21 protein-coding genes are annotated in these 20,471 nt (G+C 42.5%); 10 read left to right on the top strand and 11 right to left on the bottom strand.

Translation table 11 applies throughout. The features are described from left to right. Window positions 1-537: 537 nt before the first annotated feature. Complete coding sequence (locus VXP95_RS13635) at window positions 538-2,346, top strand: YadA-like family protein (protein WP_416712222.1); 1,809 nt, start codon at window positions 538-540, stop codon at window positions 2,344-2,346. Between the two features lie 69 nt (window positions 2,347-2,415). On the opposite strand, the gene VXP95_RS13630 is transcribed toward VXP95_RS13635, so the two are convergent. Further along, window positions 2,416-2,910: a copper resistance protein NlpE gene (locus VXP95_RS13630; RefSeq protein ID WP_416679880.1), complete on the bottom strand. Its 495-nt coding sequence runs from the start codon at window positions 2,908-2,910 to the stop codon at window positions 2,416-2,418. Window positions 2,911-3,144: 234 nt separating this feature from the next. On the opposite strand from VXP95_RS13630, the gene VXP95_RS13625 reads away from it, so the two are divergent. Both VXP95_RS13625 and VXP95_RS13620 read left to right on the top strand, forming a co-directional pair. Continuing rightward, window positions 3,145-4,299 (top strand): helix-turn-helix transcriptional regulator, encoded by a 1,155-nt coding sequence (locus tag VXP95_RS13625; protein WP_416705187.1) that lies wholly within the window; start codon window positions 3,145-3,147, stop codon window positions 4,297-4,299. A 388-nt stretch (window positions 4,300-4,687) separates the two neighbouring features. After that, the gene (locus VXP95_RS13620; protein WP_416679882.1) at window positions 4,688-5,272 is read left to right on the top strand and encodes a 1-acyl-sn-glycerol-3-phosphate acyltransferase; all 585 of its coding nucleotides are present in this window, start codon (window positions 4,688-4,690) and stop codon (window positions 5,270-5,272) included. Between the two features lie 67 nt (window positions 5,273-5,339). On the opposite strand, the gene VXP95_RS13615 is transcribed toward VXP95_RS13620, so the two are convergent. The 3 genes from VXP95_RS13615 to VXP95_RS13605 form a co-directional block, all read right to left on the bottom strand. Then, on the bottom strand, window positions 5,340-5,666 hold the full coding sequence (locus VXP95_RS13615; protein ID WP_416712221.1) for a hypothetical protein: 327 nt from the start codon (window positions 5,664-5,666) through the stop codon (window positions 5,340-5,342). A gap of 132 nt (window positions 5,667-5,798) precedes the next feature. Further along, window positions 5,799-6,560, bottom strand: coding sequence for a 3-oxoacyl-ACP reductase (locus VXP95_RS13610; RefSeq protein WP_064095604.1), 762 nt, complete (start codon window positions 6,558-6,560; stop codon window positions 5,799-5,801). A gap of 98 nt (window positions 6,561-6,658) precedes the next feature. Continuing rightward, window positions 6,659-7,393, bottom strand: coding sequence for a sulfite exporter TauE/SafE family protein (locus tag VXP95_RS13605; RefSeq protein WP_416712220.1), 735 nt, complete (start codon window positions 7,391-7,393; stop codon window positions 6,659-6,661). Between the two features lie 237 nt (window positions 7,394-7,630). On the opposite strand from VXP95_RS13605, the gene VXP95_RS13600 reads away from it, so the two are divergent. Next, window positions 7,631-7,849 carry a hypothetical protein gene (locus tag VXP95_RS13600; protein ID WP_416705191.1) on the top strand — a complete coding sequence of 73 codons (219 nt, stop codon included), beginning with the start codon at window positions 7,631-7,633 and terminating at the stop codon, window positions 7,847-7,849. Between the two features lie 75 nt (window positions 7,850-7,924). Here the strand turns inward: VXP95_RS13600 and rsmD are convergent, their stop codons facing one another. Together rsmD and mrdA are read right to left on the bottom strand one after the other, a co-directional pair. Further along, a complete protein-coding gene (rsmD, locus tag VXP95_RS13595) occupies window positions 7,925-8,494 on the bottom strand; it encodes a 16S rRNA (guanine(966)-N(2))-methyltransferase RsmD (RefSeq protein ID WP_416705192.1) in 570 nt (189 codons plus the stop codon). Between the two features lie 2 nt (window positions 8,495-8,496). After that, on the bottom strand, window positions 8,497-10,548 hold the full coding sequence (gene mrdA / locus VXP95_RS13590; RefSeq protein ID WP_416679887.1) for a penicillin-binding protein 2: 2,052 nt from the start codon (window positions 10,546-10,548) through the stop codon (window positions 8,497-8,499). 236 nt (window positions 10,549-10,784) lie between these two features. Between mrdA and VXP95_RS13585 the strand changes: the two genes are divergently transcribed. The 4 genes from VXP95_RS13585 to VXP95_RS13570 all read left to right on the top strand — a co-directional run bounded on the left by VXP95_RS13585 (window position 10,785) and on the right by VXP95_RS13570 (window position 13,718). Continuing rightward, the gene (locus tag VXP95_RS13585; RefSeq protein ID WP_416705193.1) at window positions 10,785-11,303 is read left to right on the top strand and encodes a hypothetical protein; all 519 of its coding nucleotides are present in this window, start codon (window positions 10,785-10,787) and stop codon (window positions 11,301-11,303) included. Window positions 11,304-11,368: 65 nt separating this feature from the next. Then, the gene (locus VXP95_RS13580; protein WP_416712219.1) at window positions 11,369-12,685 is read left to right on the top strand and encodes a hypothetical protein; all 1,317 of its coding nucleotides are present in this window, start codon (window positions 11,369-11,371) and stop codon (window positions 12,683-12,685) included. Window positions 12,686-12,760: 75 nt separating this feature from the next. After that, entirely contained in the window at window positions 12,761-13,420 is a 660-nt protein-coding gene (gene adk / locus VXP95_RS13575) for an adenylate kinase (RefSeq protein WP_064095597.1), read from the top strand. Between the two features lie 88 nt (window positions 13,421-13,508). Next, window positions 13,509-13,718, top strand: a complete 210-nt coding sequence (locus tag VXP95_RS13570; RefSeq protein ID WP_416679889.1) for a hypothetical protein — start codon at window positions 13,509-13,511, stop codon at window positions 13,716-13,718. Between the two features lie 35 nt (window positions 13,719-13,753). Here VXP95_RS13570 and nth read toward each other — a convergent pair whose 3' ends face one another. Both nth and VXP95_RS13560 read right to left on the bottom strand, forming a co-directional pair. Further along, window positions 13,754-14,467: an endonuclease III gene (gene nth / locus VXP95_RS13565; RefSeq protein ID WP_416712218.1), complete on the bottom strand. Its 714-nt coding sequence runs from the start codon at window positions 14,465-14,467 to the stop codon at window positions 13,754-13,756. A gap of 1 nt (window position 14,468) precedes the next feature. Beyond that, complete coding sequence (locus VXP95_RS13560) at window positions 14,469-15,260, bottom strand: RnfABCDGE type electron transport complex subunit B (protein ID WP_416712217.1); 792 nt, start codon at window positions 15,258-15,260, stop codon at window positions 14,469-14,471. 349 nt (window positions 15,261-15,609) lie between these two features. Here VXP95_RS13560 and gdhA point away from each other — a divergent pair, with 349 nt between their 5' ends. Next, window positions 15,610-16,953 carry an NADP-specific glutamate dehydrogenase gene (gene gdhA, locus VXP95_RS13555; RefSeq protein WP_064101466.1) on the top strand — a complete coding sequence of 448 codons (1,344 nt, stop codon included), beginning with the start codon at window positions 15,610-15,612 and terminating at the stop codon, window positions 16,951-16,953. A gap of 68 nt (window positions 16,954-17,021) precedes the next feature. Here the strand turns inward: gdhA and VXP95_RS13550 are convergent, their stop codons facing one another. From VXP95_RS13550 to rlmH, 3 genes are all read right to left on the bottom strand, one after another. After that, complete coding sequence (locus VXP95_RS13550; RefSeq protein ID WP_416679892.1) at window positions 17,022-17,804, bottom strand: DUF4377 domain-containing protein; 783 nt, start codon at window positions 17,802-17,804, stop codon at window positions 17,022-17,024. 135 nt (window positions 17,805-17,939) lie between these two features. After that, complete coding sequence (locus VXP95_RS13545; protein ID WP_416712216.1) at window positions 17,940-18,716, bottom strand: dioxygenase; 777 nt, start codon at window positions 18,714-18,716, stop codon at window positions 17,940-17,942. 106 nt (window positions 18,717-18,822) lie between these two features. Next, window positions 18,823-19,305 (bottom strand): 23S rRNA (pseudouridine(1915)-N(3))-methyltransferase RlmH, encoded by a 483-nt coding sequence (gene rlmH, locus VXP95_RS13540; RefSeq protein WP_416705197.1) that lies wholly within the window; start codon window positions 19,303-19,305, stop codon window positions 18,823-18,825. Window positions 19,306-19,472: 167 nt separating this feature from the next. On the opposite strand from rlmH, the gene VXP95_RS13535 reads away from it, so the two are divergent. Continuing rightward, entirely contained in the window at window positions 19,473-20,405 is a 933-nt protein-coding gene (locus VXP95_RS13535; RefSeq protein WP_416712215.1) for a M28 family peptidase, read from the top strand. Window positions 20,406-20,471 lie beyond the last annotated feature (66 nt).

The following is a 20,471-nucleotide window of genomic DNA, read 5'->3' as shown; positions in this document are numbered from 1 at the left end:
AATTGCAAAAGTGCATATTCTAAAAGCGGACATTTTTACTTTGGAGAAACCGGACATTTCTATTTTGGGCTTACATAAATTAATCAAAAAACAAGAAATATGTTAAATAAAAAACAAATTTTCGATCTCTATCAAAGGCATCACCTCCTTTATGTAGCGGCCTCCTAAGATGAAAAGAACTATTTAGATACGAAGGTAATTTATTAGTTTAACTTAATTATTGAAATTCCCATAAATCTATATCAACTTTCACTTTATATATATATTTTTTTATGTATCATTTTTATTAATTAAGCAATTGAAATTATTAAATATTTATTTTTTATTAATATATCTAGTTAATTATTACTTTAAAATTAAATCAAATATTGATTGATATTATTGTTTCTTTTTGTTTATTATTGCTGCAGAACCGCTATGACAGCGGTTTGTAGTGGATGGCAGTCTCCAGAACAACCAGACATTCAAATCAGTTTTGCTGGTTTACATCAATCCTAGGGTAGACCAGTCTTTTTATAAAAATTGAAGGAAATTTATATGAAATTTCAAAAGACATTATTGGCAGCAACTTTAGCATTTGCAGCTTTCACTTCTACAAATGCAGCACTTAATAATTTACCTGATCCAGTGAAAGCAGATGCTTGGGTTTATCAGAATGCTGAAGGTGATGTGGTACTTAAGTTAGCCAATGGTAATGAGGGATATGAGTACTGGAACCTTGAATTTAATGAAGATGCAAATAGATACGAATTTGGTTCGGTTGTAGCAAATGGTCAATTACCTGCAGGTTATGAATTAGCGTTAGGGGGTCAAGTAGACTCTCAAACCGATTCTGATGCTGGTGGTGTAGTTGATCATGGTATTACGCCTAACAATAATGATGAAGGTGTTCTGCATGTTTGGTCTCAATCTCAAAACCAAACAGGTACTGCTGCATATGAAAAGAAATTTGTAGCAGGTACATTCATTAGTGCTGATGGTAATGTTGTTATCGAAGTGGAAGCATATAATGCAGAAGGTGGCAACCAAGTAAATACTGGTACTGTTAATACTTTAGTAGCTGGCGCTTTACCAAATGAATTAACTGGTAAATCTAATACGCAGTTGGAAACTCACGGAGTTTTAGCCTATAACCTTGACTTTGCTGCTAATGGTAAAGTTACAGGTACTGGTGCTGCATTAACACATAATGGCTTGGGTCTAGCTTCTGTATCAGATTTTGATGGGCAGGCTTACGATAATATAGAGATTGATGCTACTAAAGGTACTGTGACAGCTTCCATCACAAAACCAAATGCTGATGTAGAAAAGTTCGAAACACGTTCATACCGAGATGACAAAGATAATACCTATTTTGAACTTGTAGGTAAGGGGCTGTATCAAGTAAATCAAGATGGGACTGTTTCTGCATCAAATGCAAAAATTAGCACACTTACACAATATGCGACAGGTGTAGCAGACGTTGCTACTGGTACAACTGAAAGTACGACGGTAACTAAGAGTGTTAATTCTAACGCAGTTGTTTATGGCGAATCTAAAAGTACTCAAGCAAGCGCAACAAATGTGCTTATAAGTAGCGCAGTTGCAGGTGGCATTTTTGAAGAAGGCGACCGTTTCGGTTTAGGTGATGTAGGTACAACTACAGAAGTATCTTCCCAATCAGTAACTACTGGTATTGTAAAATCTGAAGATGGTAAAAATACTTATGGTGTAGTTGTTTCTCAAAAAGAAACTGGTAAAGCAGATAAGTTCACAGAAGTAAATGCAGATGGTATCAACACTACAGGCGTAATTAATGCTGCTGACTTCCAGATCGGTGGTGTAAGTATCGTTCAAAATATTCAAACTTCTGTAGGTGAAGCAACTCAGGAAGTTGTGGCACAAGTTGAAACTCAATTAGCTGCAAATCAAACATTCGTAACCGAAGCTGTAGCTGCAGTTGATGCAGGTTTAACAGCAGCGGCAACAGACCGCCAGGCGATTCGTGCTGCAGCTGTAGAGGGGGATGCAGCAACTTTAGCCTCTGCAAATGCTTATACTGATAATGCAGTTGCAGGATTCAATAGCCGTGTTGGTCAATTGAACAGCCGTATTGATGATGTAGAGAAGACTTCTTACCGTGGTATCGCTATCGCGTTAGCGACTCAACAACAAATTCCTAACATCGGTGCTGGTCAGTACGCAGTGTTTGGCGGTGTAGGTCACTATGAAGGTGAATCTGCTGCTGCTCTAGGTGTTGCAAGTGTTCTTGCTGATGGCCGTACTTCTCTAAGCGCTGCACTAGGTTTCGGTGGTAGCGAAGTTGGTGGTCGTGTAGGTGTTTCATATGTGTTTGGCGGTAAATAATTTAAGCTTAGCCTGATTGAAACTAAAAAATCCCCGCAATTGCGGGGATTTTTTTATATGTTTACAAAATTAAGATGCAGATTTTTTAACTAATTTATAATTTAAATTACTGTCAATTTTTTTACCTGATTCTACATCACGTGCTTCAATAAAATTTTCACCCACAAAAAACTTACGATTGTCAGCATGGTTATCTAGAGTAATGATTGACGGATCTTGAGGGTCAAAACTGAAACTTCCTTTAGTCTCAAACTCATTCTTTCCAGTTTTACCCAAATATTCTTCATTGAGCTCATAGGTTTTATCCGGATGTAGGTCTAATTCGACTTTAATTCCTTCACAGTCCGCACAAGGAAACACACCTTCGTATTCACCCGCCCAGTCTAGTGAGGTTTCTGCGCTATCAGCACGAGTCATGTTGGTATCTGCGGTGTTTTGTTCCATGGTTGCCGGGCTTGATTCAGCATTATTATTCATCGGTTCATTATTATTTGGCTTTGAACATGCGCTTAAGGCTACTGCAAGAGTGGCTGCTGTCGCTGCAATAAGTGGTAGTTTTTTCATTGTTCAGACCTTATTGATTTAGTTGCTACCACTTAGCTTAAAAGTAGTCTGTACAGATAACTAGGGCAATCCTGTTAATGTTTGATTCATTAGGTGAATGAGGCTGAAGTTACTCCTAGTTGAATAGAATTAAATAATTTTTATCAAAGTTCAAAGTAACTTTATGCTGTTTCGTTCTGGGATTCTGAACGCTATTATTAAGAAAATAATGATAATGATAAAGAGCAGAGGATAATGAAGTTAGAACGAGAAAATAATCTGATCGCAAAAATTTATGATGCTGCTTTATTGCCGAATCTATGGCTGGATGTAATCAAAGATATTGTGAACCATACTAAAAGCAAGAGCGCAATTTTTACCGGTCTGGATCAGCTTAATCCAGGTTATGATTTTGTGTATACGCATAATATCCCAAATGAAACTCTGGCCGCTTATCAAGATGACCGGATCAGAGTAGTTGATATGAAACTGCATATGCCATTATGGAATGGAAGCGAGATAGGAGAGGCATTAAGTCAAAGCTGTCAGCATTATGCCCAGCATCCGGGAACCGATCACTATGTATTCTATGAAAAATGTTTAAAACCGAGTGGTATTTGTCATCTGGCAGGAGTACTGCTGGATCGGGGGAATTATCGTTGGGCAGTATTGGGTATTCATCGTACACGTGAAGTGCAGCCTTTTGCACAGGTTGAGCTGGATTTTTTAAGGCGTATCAGTCTCCATTTACGTCGGGCTTTACAAATTCATCGGCAAATCAATATTATCCAGCAAGATAATTTAAGCTTGTATACAGTATTGGATAATTTCAAGACAGGAATTTTACTGCTGGACCAGAATTTGTGTTTAAGCTATTCCAATCCGGTTGCACAAAAGATGCTAGATCAAAGTTCATGTCTTGATTTAGATATGCATAATCGTCTGAAAGCCGCTCTTGGGCAGCAGACACGTCTCGATCACTTGCTGGAAAGTGCTTTACTCGAAGATGCGGCTATTCACACAGAAGCAGGCGGGGTTCTGGCGCTAAGTGATACTACGGACGCGCAACTCATGCTTACAGTGGTGCCCTTTAAGAAATTAAGGAATATGCAACATCTACAGTCTGCCCAACATCAGGTTGCATTATTTATGACCCATAAAAACCAGCATTATTCACTTTCAAAAGCTTATCTACAACAGTGCTATCAACTTTCTAAACGGGAATTTGATTTATGTGAGTTGTTGATTAATGGATATAAAATAGAAGACATTGCAGAGCAGTGTGGCATTACCCTTAGTTCGGTTCGGACTTATTTTAAAAATATCTATGAAAAAACCCACTGTTGTTCGCAAATCGAGCTGATGCATTTATTGATGGGCTGTACGAGTCATTTTGAACATGTTGATTAAAATAGTTAAATTTAACTTTAAAATTTAATCGAGTTTAGCCAAATTATTTGGCCTACTCTGAGTAGAATGAGTGCTTATTATCAACAGTGGAAAATAAGATTATTGTCATAATATTTGAGATACATTCTTGATTTTGCCAGCCTGTTGCAGGGCTTTCAAGGTCTGAATATTCCTTTATTTCGCTCCATTTTAGAGCTAAGAGCATAAAGCCGTTTTATGATTTATTGATCAGTAGGGATCAAATATTAGAACTATAAATTAATCTTTCATTTGAAAAATCTAATTATACAAATATAGATTAATTGGTTATTTATTGATCTTTTTACACTATCTATATTTGCTTAGGTTGTTAAAATTCGCGCAATTTTGAATAGAATTGGTGCGTGACGTGTTTGAGAAGTTAGCAGAACAAAGCCTGAACATGCTGGGTTGGGAAATTGACAATCACTGGCCATTAGATTTAGATCAATGTGTCATGATTGCTGCGCCACATACCAGTAATTGGGATGCACTTTATGCGCGTCTGGCTTTGAAAGCATTAGGGGTGAATGTTCGCTTAACCATTAAAGACAGTTATATGAAGTTTCCATTGGGGCCTTTTGTTCGGGCTATGGGTGGAATCGGCATTGATCGCCGACCTAAACAGCCGGGGGAGCCTCGTCCGAGTATGGTTCAGGTGATGTCGGAATTATTCAAGACCCATCCGAAACTGGTCATGCTGGTCACGCCAGAAGCGACCCGAGCCAAGCAGGAACAGTGGAAGACGGGTTTTTATCATGTCGCCATCAATGCTGGTGTGCCAATTGCATTGGCCTATATGGACTATGCCAAGAAAAAAACTGGTGTAGGAAAAATTGTCTATCCGACGGGGGATTATGAAAAGGATATGGCAGAAATTATGGCATTTTATGCAGATATTGAACCAAAATTCCCTGAATGCTTCAGTGTAGATCAGCGCTATTATCAGAGTTAAAATTAGGTTGGAAAAAAGCAGGAAAATATTTCCTGCTTTTTTTCGTCTAATCTTAAAATTGACAGGCTTAAGGTGCATTTTCAGAAGCGGGTAAAATTCCTCCCAGGTTTTGGCAGGCATCTTTATACAAAGCATATTGTTGTTCAATCACTTCATGTAGCGGCAGATCAAACAGCTTTTCACCCTGATGATACTGTTTGATATAAGACTCGACTTTGGATTTGCTGCTGTACAACATCTGCTGATAATAATCAGTCATACTGCTATGTGGCATTTGTGCGGTATCTACCTTGGCACAGTGGAAATTTCGCAGTAATTGTTCGGATTTTTTCAAATCGCTGGACATACAACCTGCCAGCAGCAAGGTACTGAGCAATGTCGTGATAAATTTCATGAAAGTAGGCAAAAGGTTTTATGAGAACGCACTATTGTAGAAGTAAAAACTGTTCCAAAAACCTTTTTAATCTACCAAATGGTTAAAAAATAGAATAATAGAATTTTAAAATCAATTGCATGCACTAAGCCCCTAACCTTTGACCAGACCGCCATCTACAATCAGGTTTTGTCCTGTGACTGCACGTGAATAAGGTGACAGAAACATCAGAATTGCAGCGGCAAATTCTTCGGGAGTAATCACACGGCGTAAAGGGGTCGATTGAGCAATCAGGTCAAAGACAAAGTCAGGTGTGGCTTTACTGGCATCTGTGGTTTGTAACAGGCCACCAGAGAGCATATTTACATTAATGCCATATTGCCCCAAGTCTTGTGCCGTAGTTCGGGTGAAGGCCAACAATGCGGCTTTGGCAGCAGTATAGTCATGATAAGGAACCACCGGATTTTGCACGAGGTTTGTACCAATATTCACAATCCGGCCAAAGCCTGCCTGTTTCATATCATCCAGTGCAGCTTGGGTGGTATTTAAAGCTGCCTGTACTGCACCGCTGAACTGCTGTTGCAACATTTCCCAAGTGAGTGTTTCAACTTTAGGCCGTGCATCGCCATTAAATTCAAATTGAATCAACGCATTATTGACTATCGCATGAATTGCTTCCCCAAAATGATTTTTTGCCGCGGCAAATAAAGCGCGTACCTGATCAGCCTCAGTAACATCTGCCTGATAAGTAAATACCTGCGCAGGATATTGCTGGGCCAGCTGTTCAGCTTGCTGCTGACTGCTATGATAATTGACGACCACGCGCGCACCCTCAGCGAGTAAAGCCCGGGTAATGGCTAAACCCAAACCACGTGCACCGCCAGTAACAAGAACGATCTGATCACGAATCTGCATAATGATGATCTGTATTGCGAAAGAATGGCCTTAAAATAGCATTTATCTTGCTAGATTCAAGCTTTAGAGGGAAAACAGGGCGTGGCTTTTTCTTATGCCTAAATGAATTGAGATGCTAATAGAAAACAGCCAGTACTAAAAAGTAAACTTAAGATAATACGTTTAAATAGTAATTCTGAAATTTTATAAAATAATTTTGCCCCTAGAATCGCCGGAAGGCTCACAAAAACAATCAGCAAGGCCATATAGGGTAAATGGCTTTGGTTAATCAGACCTTGCCATAGATACGTACCCAGCGTGAAAAGCTGAATGGCAAAATTGAAATGCCGCAAAATATAGCGCTGCTGCGCTTTGGGTAATTGCTTTAGCATGACCCAGGCTGAAGGAATAGCGCCGCAAAAACCACCCAGTCCGCCTAAGATGCCACCCATGAAGCCTATACCACTATCTGCTAATTTTCCTGAATGCTGAATCATTTTAAGTTGTGGGTTAAGCAGCATCATCGGGCACCACAGCACCAGAAACAATCCTAGAACCATTTTGAAGGTATCTGCTTGAATGATCTGCAACAAATAAGTACCAAGCGGTACTCCGATCAGGCCGGCCATCAGATAAGGCAGTACTAACTGTCTGGATAAAAAGGGCTGCGTCTGTTCCTGACTCAGTGAAATCACATGACTCCAGACCGAGGCAAATACCAGCAGGGGCGCGGCTAGTTGCGGAGCTAATACCCAAACCCAGAAAGACATGGCAATCAGGGCAAAGGCAAAACCAGTCAGTCCCTGAACAAAACCTGCGACCATCGCACCAAAAATAAATAACAACCAGGTCATAAGGATCGGTACGAAATTAAAGTCAGTAGTATTAAAAAGATAACTGGAAAAACCAAGTGCTTGCTTAGTGGTATTTATGCAAATCTCAGTGCAAATTGATATAAACGCCAGGGAATTTAGCTCTTGTCTGCATCGGAAATCAAGGAATCCAAGCATAAAATAAAACAAGAATCCAACACGGAGTTTCTGAATTATCAATCAAATTTCCGGATACTGAAACCTGTACCGCAAGAGGTAATGAACATGAAAATAGTAATATTACTTTCTGTATTGGCAGTCTCATTAACCGGTTGTGTTGTAGATCCTCACGATGATTATCGCGGTCATAAAGATCGGGATAAACATCATGATCGACAATATGGTGATCGGGACTGGAATAACAACAAAGACCGTCCTAACTGGAATAATCCTAACAATAACGATCGGAATCCGCCTCCTCCACCTCCGGCTCGTTAACGGGTTTATTGCCCGAGTATTAATGTCTCACCACTTTTATTTGATCTAAAGGATTTCTTGTTCAAGGAATCCTTTTTAATTGTGCTCTTGCGAAGGTATTTTTTGATAAAGTCCCGCGCGAACCATGCCGGCTTTGGTATTTTTAATTAAACGCCATGAGGCGGGTAATTTAAGTGATTGCAGATCGCGGTCCGCTTCTACATAAATATAAGCATTATCCTTGATCAGATGATTTGCTTGTGCAGCCAAGGTTTCCCATAAATTCAGGCTATACGGCGGATCTAGAAAAACCAGATCAAATTGTGTCTGCAGCGTGGGCAAGACTTGTTGCGCCGTAGCCACTTTTAATTGGGCACGTGTCTTGGTGACTTTCAATAGTTCCAGATTCTGGGTTAAAAATTGTGCCTGAGTCCGATCAGGTTCAATCATCACCACTGAGGCAGCGCCACGAGATAATGCCTCAAAAGCCAATGCTCCTGAACCGGCACACATATCCAGAACCTGGGCATTTTGCACCTCCCACATCAGCCAGTTAAATAGAGTTTCCCGAACACGGTCAGGCGTCGGGCGCAAACCCTCAATACTGGCAAAAGGTAGTTGACGACGTTTCCAGTCACCACCAATAATTCGAAGCTGGTTTTTCATCTTTAATCTCGTTCTACTGGTGTCGGAGCATGAGGCGCTGCGGGAGATGCAGCAGTATTTGTAGAAGCCGGAGCAGCAGGAGCGGAATCGCTACTGGCTGGAGTTGCACTAGAGGCTGCATCCTGACTTAGCATACCTGCACCACTTGGTAATTCAGCTGGCTTGATTCCGGCTGTCATCAGGCCGCCACTTAATTGGTGTCCCTGTGGGCGTATTGGATTTTTATCTTTATGCAGTAACCAGTAATCGAAAATTGGTCGGGCCAGGGCGGTTGCCGCACTACCACCACGACCATTTTCTAGAATGACTGCGATCGCAATTTCGGGCTGTTCAGCAGGAGCAAAACCGACAAAAAGACCGTGATCCAGCTGACGGTCGGTCAACAGGGATTCATTATAGCGTTTGCCCTGAGCAATACTTTTAACCTGTGCTGTCCCGGTTTTACCTGCAATAGAGTATTGCAGGCCGCTTTTGATACCTCGACCTGTACCCGACTGAATGACATCTACCATCGCCTCACGCATCTTGATCCAGTCTTCTTCCTGACCGTTAAAATCGATCTTGCCATGCGTACCATTATGCACCTTGAACGGTTTGGCACCGCGACTTTCACGCAGCACATGAGGAATAACTTTATTACCATGGTTGGCGGTAATCGCAGTGGCCATAGCCAGTTGTAACGGCGTGGAGGTAAAAGCACCCTGGCCAATACTGACAGAAATGGTTTCACCACGTGACCATTTGGCATTACGGGTACGCATCTTCCATTCCGGGCTAGGATAAAGTCCGGAACTTTCACTTGGTAAATCGACCCCGGTTTTTTCGCCAAAGCCAAACTGACGCATCCAGGTGTTCATTTTTTCAATGCCCATGCGGTAGGACATGACATAGAAATAGGTATCACAGGACACAATTTGTGCTTTATGCATATTTACTGAGCCATGCCCGGTTTTTTTATGGTCACGGAAGCGGTGACTGTCACCAGGCAAGGTGAAATAGCCTGGATCCGAAATAGCGGTATTCCAGTCCACCAGGCCATAATGTAGTCCGCCCAGACCAAACATCGGCTTGATGGTAGAGCCGGGTGGATAGGTACCCTGTACAGCCCGATTATAGAGAGGCTGATCGAGGTTATCACGTAGACCGCTGTAGTCCTTGGTACTGATTCCGGTTACAAACAGATTCGGATTAAAACTTGGGCTGGATACTAGCGCCAGAATTTCTCCGGTCTTGGGATTCATCGCTACAATTGCGCCACGACGCCCAGCCAGCTGTTCTGAAGCTACTACCTGTAAGCCGTAATCGAGTGACAGGAACAGGTCGTTACCGCGCACCGGATCCTTGCGGCCCAGATGACGTAGTACATTACCAAAGGCATCGGCCTCTACCGATTCATTTCCTGGTACACCATGCAGAAGCTCTTCATAGGATTTTTCCACCCCGATCTTTCCGATCAGGTTGGTTCCGGCGTACAGGTCCTTATCAATAGCCTTAAGTTCTTTGTCATTAATTCGACCTACATAACCAATCACATGCGCGAACAGATCACCATGCGGGTAGTAGCGGGTCATCTGGGTTTCAATATTCACGCCCGGAAACTGATATTTCACTTCACTAAAACGGGCAATATCATTTTCATTCAGATTGAGCTTGATCGAAACCCGTTCGGTCTTACGTGCTGTTTTAATACGGGTTTGAAAGCGTTCCAGGTCTTCTTCGGTCAGTTCCAGAATTGGTTTCAGGCGTTCGAGTGTCTGGTCAATGTCTTGTACATCGGCACGACTTAAAGTGGCAGTAAAGACTGGATAGTTGTCGGCCAACAATACGCCGTTACGGTCATAAATATAACCGCGTGCTGGGGGTAGGGGCTGCAAGCGAATCCGGTTCTCGTCCGAAGCCGTACTAAAGCTCTCAAAGTTGAACAGTTGCAAATAGGCATAGCGGCTGACCAGCAGCAGCATAAAGAAAATCACAATCCCCATGGAAATCAAGACTCGACTGCGATAGATGCGCTTTTCTTGTTGTGCATTTTTTAAAGGAAAGTGCTGCTTCATACGCGATCGACTTAAGACCTGAGAGTGATTGAAAAGAATCAAAGTGTAATATTCTAACGCAAGTACACTTGATTTGATAATGAAAAACTGACCTTGTCATCAGTTCTATAAGCTTTGACTTTGCAGACATTAAAATTGTAAAGTGCTGTATACAAGAGTTGTGATAATTCTGCTAGAGTAAAATCCAATAAAAATAGGACTATACCAAAACTATAATTAAGGAAGATGGTGAAGGAATGAACAAGGTTTACCCTTTTTTAGCGTTTGCATTTTGGGCGAATGGGGCATATGCACATGATCAAATCAATACTACTGCTGCTAAAATAGAACCTGAGCCGGCAAAAGCCTTTAATGTTGGCGTTGGTATTACCCAGGAATTGATACACTTAAATACTGAATGGGTTAATCCTTACGGGATTGCTTATGTGAAAGGTGGAGTTTTTCTGAATGATGACCATAAGATAGGAGCACAGGCAGGCTTTCGTTATCCGGCCTATCTCACTGGTAAAGACCATAATGGTTATTATGTCGGGGTTTATGCAGGACATATCGATAGCAGGCGGATTGACAATGAGTACAAGACCCGCTTAGGTGCCGGTATTGACTTGGCTTATGTTTTGCTTAGTTCTGAACGGATCAGCAGTTTTAGTGTAGGGATCGGTGTGGGGGAGAAACTCGAAGACCGAACTGGTTTTGTTGTGGCTGAAACAGAACCCCGGCTACAATTTTCCTATACTTTAAGTATCGGTTTATAGACAAAATATTCGACCTTATTAATATGTGTATTCTGTGAACAAAAAATTAAATATGGAAATTATGCATGCTTGAGTACGTCAACGAGTTGTGGCAAACCTTTGTAAATCGCCCAGATTTTTGGGCAGTGCTCAGCATTATTCCGGTGACTGCATTTGTAACGTGGGCTCACGTCTGGATGGCACTGAAAATGGTCTTTTATCCGATCAATTTTTGGGGTTTTCATTTAGGGCCCATTCCTATTGGCTGGCAGGGAATTGTGCCACGCAAAGCTGGGCGTATTTCAGGCATTATTACCGATAATACACTCTCAAAACTAGGTTCCATCCGTGAGTTCTTACAGGCGATGGATCCCGATGACATGGCACGGATCATTGGGGAGCAGGTTGGCTTTGAACTGGAACACCTGATTGATGAAGTCATGATGGATCGCAATGCGGTCCTTTGGGAAAACCTGCCTTTTGCCATCAAGCGCAGAATTTACGCACAAGCACAGAAACAAATGCCGGCAATTTTGCGTGAATTAGTGACTGAGCTGACCATGAACGTCGAGTCACTTGTAGATATGCGTGAAATGGTGGTCAGTCAGATGGAAGGTGACCGTCGACTTATGGTACGCATGTTCCTGAAAGTGGGTCAAAAAGAGATCAATTTTATTTGGCATATCAGTGCGCTCATCGGGATGTTCTTTGGTATTTTCCAGATGATTGTCTGGTTTGTGGTGCCTTGGCACTGGACCGTACCGTTCTGGGCTGCCATCTGGGGCTTTTTGACCAACTGGATCGCCATCTGGATGGTCTTCAACCCACTAGAACCACATCCGGTAAAATATCCGCAATTCTTTAGCCGTACCGCGGATCGCAAGTTTCCATGGATCAAACCGGTGATTCCTCGTATCGGCACCTATAACATACAAGGCGCATTTATGAAACGTCAGGATGAAGTCTCTGACGTCTTCGCAAGTGTAGTCACAGAAGATCTGATTACGTTAAAATCGATCATGACCGAGATGATGTATGGCGGCAGAAAAGATAAAACCCGCCGCATTATCAAACGTCATATTAATGAAATTATGGAAACACCCCTGGTCAGAACCTCTTTACAGCTGTCTTTAGGACCAAAAGAGTATGCAAAACTCAAGACGGACTTGATCGATCGCTCGATTGAAATTACGATGGTACCTGTATGCGACCCAGCATTTAATGCGAGCCGTGCACAGAAAATCTATCAAATGTTTAGAGACCGCATACGTGAGTTGACTCCGAAGGAGTTTCAGAATCTTTTACGTCCTGCATTTCAGGAAGATGAATGGATTCTGATTTTATTGGGTGGGGTAACCGGTTTTGTCGCGGGTTTAATCCATTTGTTTGTGGCTTTCTTATAATGAGATGCCGGGGGACACAATCGGGTGATTGTGGTCGTGGCGTCATACATATTGTTTAAATGAGGATGTTTATATATGCGCATTATCTTACTCGGACCACCTGGAGCAGGTAAAGGTACACAAGCTCAGTTGATCTGTAAGCGCTACAATATCCCACAAATTTCAACCGGTGATATGCTCCGTGCTGCAATTCGTGAAGGAACTGAATTAGGTCTACAAGCTAAAAGTGTCATGGACAATGGCGGTTTGGTTTCTGATGAGTTGATCATTGGTCTGGTCAAGGAGCGTATTGCGCAACCTGACTGTGTAAACGGCTGCATCTTTGATGGTTTCCCGCGTACCATTCCTCAAGCAGAAGCCTTGGAAAAAGAAGGCATTGCAATTGATCACGTGATTGAAATTGATGTGCCAGATGAAGAAATCGTTCAACGTCTGTCAGGCCGTCGTCAGCATCCGGCGTCTGGTCGTGTTTATCACACCGTTTACAATCCGCCAAAAGTGGAAGGTAAAGATGATGAAACAGGTGAAGATCTGGTTCAGCGTCCTGATGACCAGGAAGAAACAATTCGTAAGCGTCTAGGTTCTTACCACACTGAAACTGAACAGTTGGTGGGTTTCTACCAAGGCCGTGCAGCATCTGGTGAAAATGCACCGACTTATGACAAGCTAAATGGCTTGCGTCCAATCGACGAAGTTCAAAAAGATCTTTTCGCGATTTTAGATCAATCAAAATAGTCCTTAACCGATTATTTTGACAATCGAAGAGCCCTAAGCCATATTAGGGCTCTTTTTTGTTGTGTATTTAAACAGGGTGCTTGCTGCTATGAAATTTGGCATATTGGTATTAATGGTTATATTTCTGGCAGTAGTGGTGGGTCTGTTCTATATCAGTTTTAAAATACTGAACAAAGTACGCCAGGAAGAACGGGCAGAAAATGCCGGAAAAGTACCGGCACGTCAGTTGCACCCCAAATTACAGGCAGAACTTCAACAGAAGCGCGAACAAGAGCAGGCTGAGCAAAATAATAAATAAATACTTTGAGGTGCTATAAGCGAAAAAAGCTGAACTTAAGTTTCAGCTTCAATATTTTTCACCGGAATTGCACGATCTGCACCAAACTCAAACCGGTCCGGCCAGTTACATACATCTGCAACTACACATTCATGGCATTTCGGTTTACGTGCAACACAGCAATAACGGCCGTGTAAAATCAGCCAGTGATGTGAATCAATAATAAATTCTTTTGGAATGACCTTCACTAAACGATGCTCGACCTCAAGCACATTTTTACCAACTGCCAGTCCAGTACGGTTACCGACCCGGAAAATATGTGTATCGACCGCCATGGTCGGCTGACCAAAGGCCGTATTCAGTACCACATTCGCCGTTTTACGGCCTACACCCGGCAGGGCTTCTAGGTCTGCACGATTGTCCGGTACGATGCTGTTGTGCTTCTGAATCAGCATCTCACAGGCTTTAATCACATTGACTGCTTTGGAGTTATATAAACCAATAGTCTTGATATATTCCTTCAAGCCGTCCACACCTAGTGCATAAATTGCTTCCGGTGTATTGGCGACTGGAAAGAGTTTGTCTGTGGCTTTGTTGACGCTGACATCGGTAGCTTGAGCAGAGAGCGTGACTGCGACCAGCAACTCAAAAGGACTGGAATAATTTAGTTCGGTTTTCGGATTGGGACGCTGTTCACGCAGGCGTTCAAAAAAGGTCTGAATCTGCTTTTTGGTCATGTTTTTAACAGGCTTAGCCTTGGCAATTGTCATGTTATCCCTGTAAAGCCTGTAATTGCTGTGTCAGTTCTTCGAGCTGGGTACGCTTTCGGACATCTTCACGAACTGAGAGTTGTTTTTCCAGTTTTTTAATTTGTGTACGTAGTTTTGCCAGTTCAATCGTGGTCTTGGAATCAAGTGATACGGGGGCATTCTCTGGCTTGCTCGCGACTTCAATCACGGGGAGTTGCTCATTTAAAGCTGAGAAACGCGCAAACAGGGCAGTATCGATTTCTGCACGGACTACCGGTCCTTTACGGTCACTGCGGCGTTTTTCTTCACGCTGGATGTGCGCATAGTAACGCTGACGCAGATCATCCTGTTCTGCAATGCGCTGTGCTTCAGTCGGTAAGGGTTGTTGATCTTCAACCAGATCAATACAGTCTACCGGGCAAGGCGGAATGCAGAGTTCACAGCCGGTACACAAGTCAGTGAGCACGGTATGCATCAGTTTACCTGAGCCAATAATTGCATCGACCGGGCAGGCACTAATACATTTGGTACAGCCAATACATTCATCTTCACGAATAACCGCTTTCATGCGCTGGGGACGACCATCGGCTTGAACTGGCCAGACGCTTTCTTCAGCCGGTAGTTTAGAGCGATTTAATAATACGGCCAGAGCATCGGCAACAGGCTGCCCGCCAGGTACACATTTGTTGGCATCTTCACCCTCAGCAATCGACTGGGCATAAGGTAAACATCCGTCACGGTGACCGCAGAGTCCACATTGGGTTTGAGGGAGTAAAGCATCAATCGATTGGACCAGAGAAATAGGCGAATTCATGTATAACCAGCATTACTCATGGCAAGCATGAGAGAGTAAGTGAAACAAAATATGTCGATTTATCAATTTTAACATGTTTTTTGGATGCTGAGTGGTGCACGAATTAAGGTCATTTTATGCCTTATTTTTAGGCATAAAATGACAATTAGGTATTGATTCAATTGGTATTTAATAACCTAGAAAAAATATTCATAATCAATATAAATATTTGTTATCAAATTAATTTTAAAGTATTTTCAAAAAAAGTATTGTAGATTGGTTACAAAAGATATTTAATATTTTGCGCCAAAATTTAACATTGATTGTAAATTTGACCAATTTTGATCCATTTTCTGCTGAGGATTAAGCGTTGAAATACAACACACTTAATGAGTTCCTAGATTACGTAAAATCACGTGATGCACATCAACCAGAATTTCTTCAAGCTGTAGAAGAAGTGATGACCAGTTTGTGGCCGTTCATTGAAAAGAATCCACAATACGCAGCACATGGTTTGCTAGAGCGTCTAGTTGAGCCAGAACGTGCGATCCAGTTCCGAGTTTCTTGGGTAGATGACCAAGGTCAAACTCAGGTAAACCGTGCGTTCCGCGTACAGTACAACTCAGCGATCGGTCCATTCAAAGGTGGTATGCGTTTCCACCCTTCAGTGAATCTTTCAATCCTAAAATTCTTAGGCTTTGAGCAAACATTTAAAAATGCTTTAACCACACTTCCTATGGGTGGTGGTAAAGGCGGTTCTGATTTTGACCCTAAAGGCAAATCAGAAGGCGAAATCATGCGTTTCTGCCAAGCTTTAATGATCGAGCTGTATCGTCACCTTGGTGCGAACACAGATATCCCTGCAGGTGATATTGGTGTAGGCGGTCGTGAAGTGGGCTACATGGCCGGCATGATGAAAAAACTCAGCAATGACACTGCATGTGTATTCACTGGTAAAGGCTTAACTTTCGGTGGTTCATTGGCACGTCCGGAAGCAACGGGTTACGGTACTGTATATTTCGCTGAGGAAATGCTCAAGTCTCGTGGTGAAAGCTTCAAGGATAAAGTTGTTGCGATTTCAGGTTCTGGTAACGTTGCGCAATATGCTGCTGAAAAAGCAATGTACCTTGGTGCGAAAGTAGTCTCACTTTCGGATTCTGCGGGTACAGTTTACGTTAAAGACGGTTTCACTGAGGCGCTTCTTGCTGAAGTTATGGAACTTAAGAATGTAAAACGTGGTCGTATTTCAGAGTTTGCCTCTAAACATGGTTTCGAATATCTTGAAGGCCAACGTCCTTGGGGTATTAAGTGTGATATCGCACTGCCATGTGCAACGCAAAACGAACTGGATGCAGACGATGCTGCTGCGCTTCTTGCCAATGGCGTAATCTGTGTTGCTGAAGGTGCAAACATGCCTTCTACGCTTGAAGCGGTTGAGAAATTCGTTGAAGCGAAAATTCTTTATGCGCCAGGTAAAGCATCAAATGCAGGTGGTGTGGCAACTTCTGGTCTGGAAATGTCTCAAAATGCATTACGTTTGGGCTGGACTTTCGAAGAAGTTGACGAGCGTTTACACGCAATCATGAAAGAAATTCACCGCAACTGCGTAAAATTCGGTACTAAGGAAGACGGTACTGTGAACTATGTTGACGGTGCAAACATTGCGGGCTTCGTAAAAGTTGCTGATGCAATGCTTGCTCAAGGCGTATTCTAAGTCTGACTTAGTCTAAGCTGAAAAAAACCGAGGTATTTACCTCGGTTTTTTTATTTTCCTTTTTTGCTTTAGAGTGTGGCTTTTACCACTTCACGCTCTACTGCCATATCAAATACATAGGCGTATTTAGACTGGTCTGCAGCCGGATTCTTAATTTCATAACGCTTTACCCGGATAATCTGGCGCTCATCTGGTGAGTGCTGAAAGCCTTCAATCTGGTCATAGAATAAAGTCCAGTCTTTATCGACCTGAGTCTTTAAACCTTTATCATCATATTTAATTTCTTTCACCTGTAAACAGGTTTGTGGAGCTACTCCGGTACAGGTTTTGGTTTGTGGCGAAATTTCCAGGAAAATAGTTTCTGCCTGCCCTTGGTATTTGGTTTCTGGGGTCATTTTTCCAGTAAAAATATATTTTTTCCCATCGGCTGCAGTAATGCTTAATTTTGGCTGATTAGAATCATTGAGATCTAAGCTGTAAGGAATATCACGCTTTTGCAAAAGCTGGCTGACAAACCCTTCCTGCTCCATCAGTGCTGCATCACAGGCCATTTCGGTGCCTACGACTTCGCTGGTCGTGATGATATTGTTTTTGACTGACCAGGTCGTTGCGAGTCCATTACAGCCCGTGACGGCGCTCAGCCGGCCTTGAGCATCAAAATGGAGTACGATGGGTTGTTTTAGTCCATGATCCAGTTCCCAAGTATAAGCAGACAGGATTTGCGCTGGTGTTTTTAATGTAGTCGATGGAGTGGAAATAGCCGTATCTCCTGAAGTCGCAGGAAGATGAGAGGATTGACACGCAATTAAAGCTAAAGGGAGCAGAGCAAGTGCAAAAATTCTTGATTTCATCAGTGTAATTCTATGTGCTAAATTTCAACGTGATTATAATCAGGAGATTAGTAAAAAATATGGATACAAATCGTAGCTTTTGCTAACAAAATGTATCCAAATCAGGGGCTAAATTTAGAAGCTTGGTATTATCGGCTAGTCGAAGCGGTAAATATCCATTCCTAATGCACCCATGGTAAAGCTGCTATGCACGACACTGAAGCGGTTTCCCGTACCCATAGCAAAGAATAAGGGTGCAAAGTGCTCCAGGGTTGGATGATTACGTTTGATATGGGGTAATGTTTGCCAGTCCAGTACGGCATCAAAATCACTATGAACCAGTTTATTCACTACATAATTACGGAAAGTTGAGGCCCATTCCGGAACCTCATCGGTATTTCCCTGCCAAGACAGTTCCCGCAAATTATGAGTAATACTGCCTGATCCAATCAGAAATACCTGCTGATCACGTAAAGATGCCAGGGTTTGACCAATTCTGTAAATATCTTCAGCACTCATCGTGATTGGCAAAGAAATTTCAACGACTGGAATATCTGCTTCTGGATACATATGCAATAGAGGCATCCAGACACCATGATCTCGCGGGCGGGTACTATTGGCATGTGCAGAAAAACCGGCATTGGCCAATAAGCCTAGCACTTGCTCAGCCAGTTCGGGATTTCCAGGAGCCGGGTAGCGTAATTCATACAACTCAGGTGGAAAACCGCGGAAGTCATGCCAGGTTTCAGGACGGATGCCGGTATTCACCTCTAGCACTTCGCTTTCCCAGTGTGCCGACATGACAATAATCGCAGTTGGACGTGGCAGATTCAGGCTTAAGCGATGCAATGCTGGGCCTACCTGCTCGGGATTGAGTGCCAGCATGGGCGAGCCATGAGAAATAAATAAGCCCGGCAAGGTCTGTAAGTTCATAAGTCAAACCACATTAGTTGAATGTTTTAATCATGCAATAAAAACAGGGATAAAGGCAGGGGTAATAATTCAACAAAACGTTGCATATACAGAACGCATTATTAAATTATCCCGCTCGATGATAGGGATGGTTATGATTGATGCTCATGGCACGATAGAGCTGCTCAATCAGCATGACACGTACCAGAGGATGCGGCAGGGTTAACTTCGACAAGGACCAGTGCCATGCCGCAGCTTTACGCACGGCTTCCGAGTGACCATCCGGCCCGCCGATCGCAAGTGCCACATCATTGCCTTCCAGCATCCAGCTTTTCATGGTTTCCGCCAGTTTTTCAGTACTAAATTCACGTCCACCCACTTCTAGCGCAATCAGGGTTTCATTCTGCTTCAGTGCATTTAAAATGCTATCACCCTCAATATTGCGGTATTTCAGAATATCTGCTTCAGAATCGTTTTTTCCGCGCTTGGCCATTGGCAGTTCAATAATCTGGGTCTGTACAAAAGGCTGAATACGTTTGAAATAATCTTCAAAACCAGTCAGCACCCAAGCTGGCATTTTTTGACCAATGGTCAGAATACGGATTTTCATACAGGCAGATCAATAATTGGATACCTCATTATAACGATCAAACAACATGAATTTGAACCAGGAAACAAATTGAAATTGAAAGGGGGGATTTAGTGTTGCTTTAATGTCCGTAGTTCAAGTATCCGCTTGATAAAGGAATGGAATAATAATAAATGCGGAACAGTGTCATGATAAAAGGATGGTGTACTGTGCTCCTGTTACTGCTTGGTCTCATAGAGTCAAGCCTGTGTATGGCCAGCTCAAGTAAAAGTGCTCAAGTCCCTCATCTGGAATTGTTTTTTAGCCAGATTATGAATGTCGATGAATACCGGAATTATAAAAATATTAAGGAGCTGAATCGGGTGTCTGCCTGGATCAAAGGGCAGATGCAGCGTCTGGGTGTCCCATGTCAGTATCAGGTTTATGTGGTCAATAACTTGAGTTACCGGAATGTCGTCTGTCAAATCAATACTCAAGCCAAAACCAAGATGGTAATGGGAGCACATTATGATGTTTTCAGTGCCCGATATGGGGCTGACAATAATGCATCAGGTGTAGCGGGTCTGCTGGAAACGGCAAGACTACTTGCTTTGCAAAAATCCAGACTCAAGCATGATATTGAATTTGCTTTCTATACCTTGGAAGAGCCACCCTTTTTTAAGACAGAACACATGGGCAGTTATATACATGCCAAATCATTAAAAGTGCAAAAACAGAAAATTAAAGGCGTGGTGATTCTGGATTCGATTGGCTATTTTGATGAACATCAGGTACAGAGTTATCCAGTCGGATTAAAATGGATTTATCCACGACATGGCAACTTTATTGCATCAATTGGACATTTGGCCTCAACCGGCCTGACCGGCGATTATTGTGATGCTATGCAACGGCTTAACAGGTTGGATTGTCAGCGTTTTGTCAGTCCAAGTTTTGCTCAGGATATGAGTTTCTCGGGCTATCTGAATTATACCAAATTCAATTATTCAACTATGCTGATCACCGATACTGCGAATTATCGCAATCCTTATTACAACACCGAACTGGACACCTTAGACAAGCTGGACTTGAACAAGATGACGTATGTGATTGATGGGCTGGTTGCTATGGCGCTACAGCCATAATTGAGTTAAGTGGCTTTTTACCCAATAAAAAAACCCTGCCGGAGCAGGGTTTTTAGGAATCAGCAG

Origin of the sequence: Acinetobacter sp. 226 (genome assembly GCF_048147925.1) — a bacterium.
GTDB lineage: Bacteria > Pseudomonadota > Gammaproteobacteria > Pseudomonadales > Moraxellaceae > Acinetobacter > Acinetobacter pecorum.
This window is presented reverse-complemented; position numbering and strand designations above follow the sequence as displayed.

Bases quoted from the DNA above. Each gene is read 5' to 3' on its own strand.
- VXP95_RS13635 (WP_416712222.1), top strand. From the start codon at position 538: ATGAAATTTCAAAAGACATTATTGGCAGCAACTTTAGCATTTGCAGCT.
- VXP95_RS13630 (WP_416679880.1), bottom strand. From the start codon at position 2,910: ATGAAAAAACTACCACTTATTGCAGCGACAGCAGCCACTCTTGCAGTA.
- VXP95_RS13625 (WP_416705187.1), top strand. From the start codon at position 3,145: ATGAAGTTAGAACGAGAAAATAATCTGATCGCAAAAATTTATGATGCT.
- VXP95_RS13615 (WP_416712221.1), bottom strand. From the start codon at position 5,666: ATGAAATTTATCACGACATTGCTCAGTACCTTGCTGCTGGCAGGTTGT.
- VXP95_RS13610 (WP_064095604.1), bottom strand. From the start codon at position 6,560: ATGCAGATTCGTGATCAGATCGTTCTTGTTACTGGCGGTGCACGTGGT.
- VXP95_RS13605 (WP_416712220.1), bottom strand. From the start codon at position 7,393: ATGACCTGGTTGTTATTTATTTTTGGTGCGATGGTCGCAGGTTTTGTT.
- VXP95_RS13600 (WP_416705191.1), top strand. From the start codon at position 7,631: ATGAACATGAAAATAGTAATATTACTTTCTGTATTGGCAGTCTCATTA.
- rsmD (WP_416705192.1), bottom strand. From the start codon at position 8,494: ATGAAAAACCAGCTTCGAATTATTGGTGGTGACTGGAAACGTCGTCAA.
- mrdA (WP_416679887.1), bottom strand. From the start codon at position 10,548: ATGAAGCAGCACTTTCCTTTAAAAAATGCACAACAAGAAAAGCGCATC.
- VXP95_RS13585 (WP_416705193.1), top strand. From the start codon at position 10,785: ATGAACAAGGTTTACCCTTTTTTAGCGTTTGCATTTTGGGCGAATGGG.
- VXP95_RS13580 (WP_416712219.1), top strand. From the start codon at position 11,369: ATGCTTGAGTACGTCAACGAGTTGTGGCAAACCTTTGTAAATCGCCCA.
- adk (WP_064095597.1), top strand. From the start codon at position 12,761: ATGCGCATTATCTTACTCGGACCACCTGGAGCAGGTAAAGGTACACAA.
- VXP95_RS13570 (WP_416679889.1), top strand. From the start codon at position 13,509: ATGAAATTTGGCATATTGGTATTAATGGTTATATTTCTGGCAGTAGTG.
- nth (WP_416712218.1), bottom strand. From the start codon at position 14,467: ATGACAATTGCCAAGGCTAAGCCTGTTAAAAACATGACCAAAAAGCAG.
- VXP95_RS13560 (WP_416712217.1), bottom strand. From the start codon at position 15,260: ATGAATTCGCCTATTTCTCTGGTCCAATCGATTGATGCTTTACTCCCT.
- VXP95_RS13550 (WP_416679892.1), bottom strand. From the start codon at position 17,804: ATGAAATCAAGAATTTTTGCACTTGCTCTGCTCCCTTTAGCTTTAATT.
- VXP95_RS13545 (WP_416712216.1), bottom strand. From the start codon at position 18,716: ATGAACTTACAGACCTTGCCGGGCTTATTTATTTCTCATGGCTCGCCC.
- rlmH (WP_416705197.1), bottom strand. From the start codon at position 19,305: ATGAAAATCCGTATTCTGACCATTGGTCAAAAAATGCCAGCTTGGGTG.
- VXP95_RS13535 (WP_416712215.1), top strand. From the start codon at position 19,473: ATGATAAAAGGATGGTGTACTGTGCTCCTGTTACTGCTTGGTCTCATA.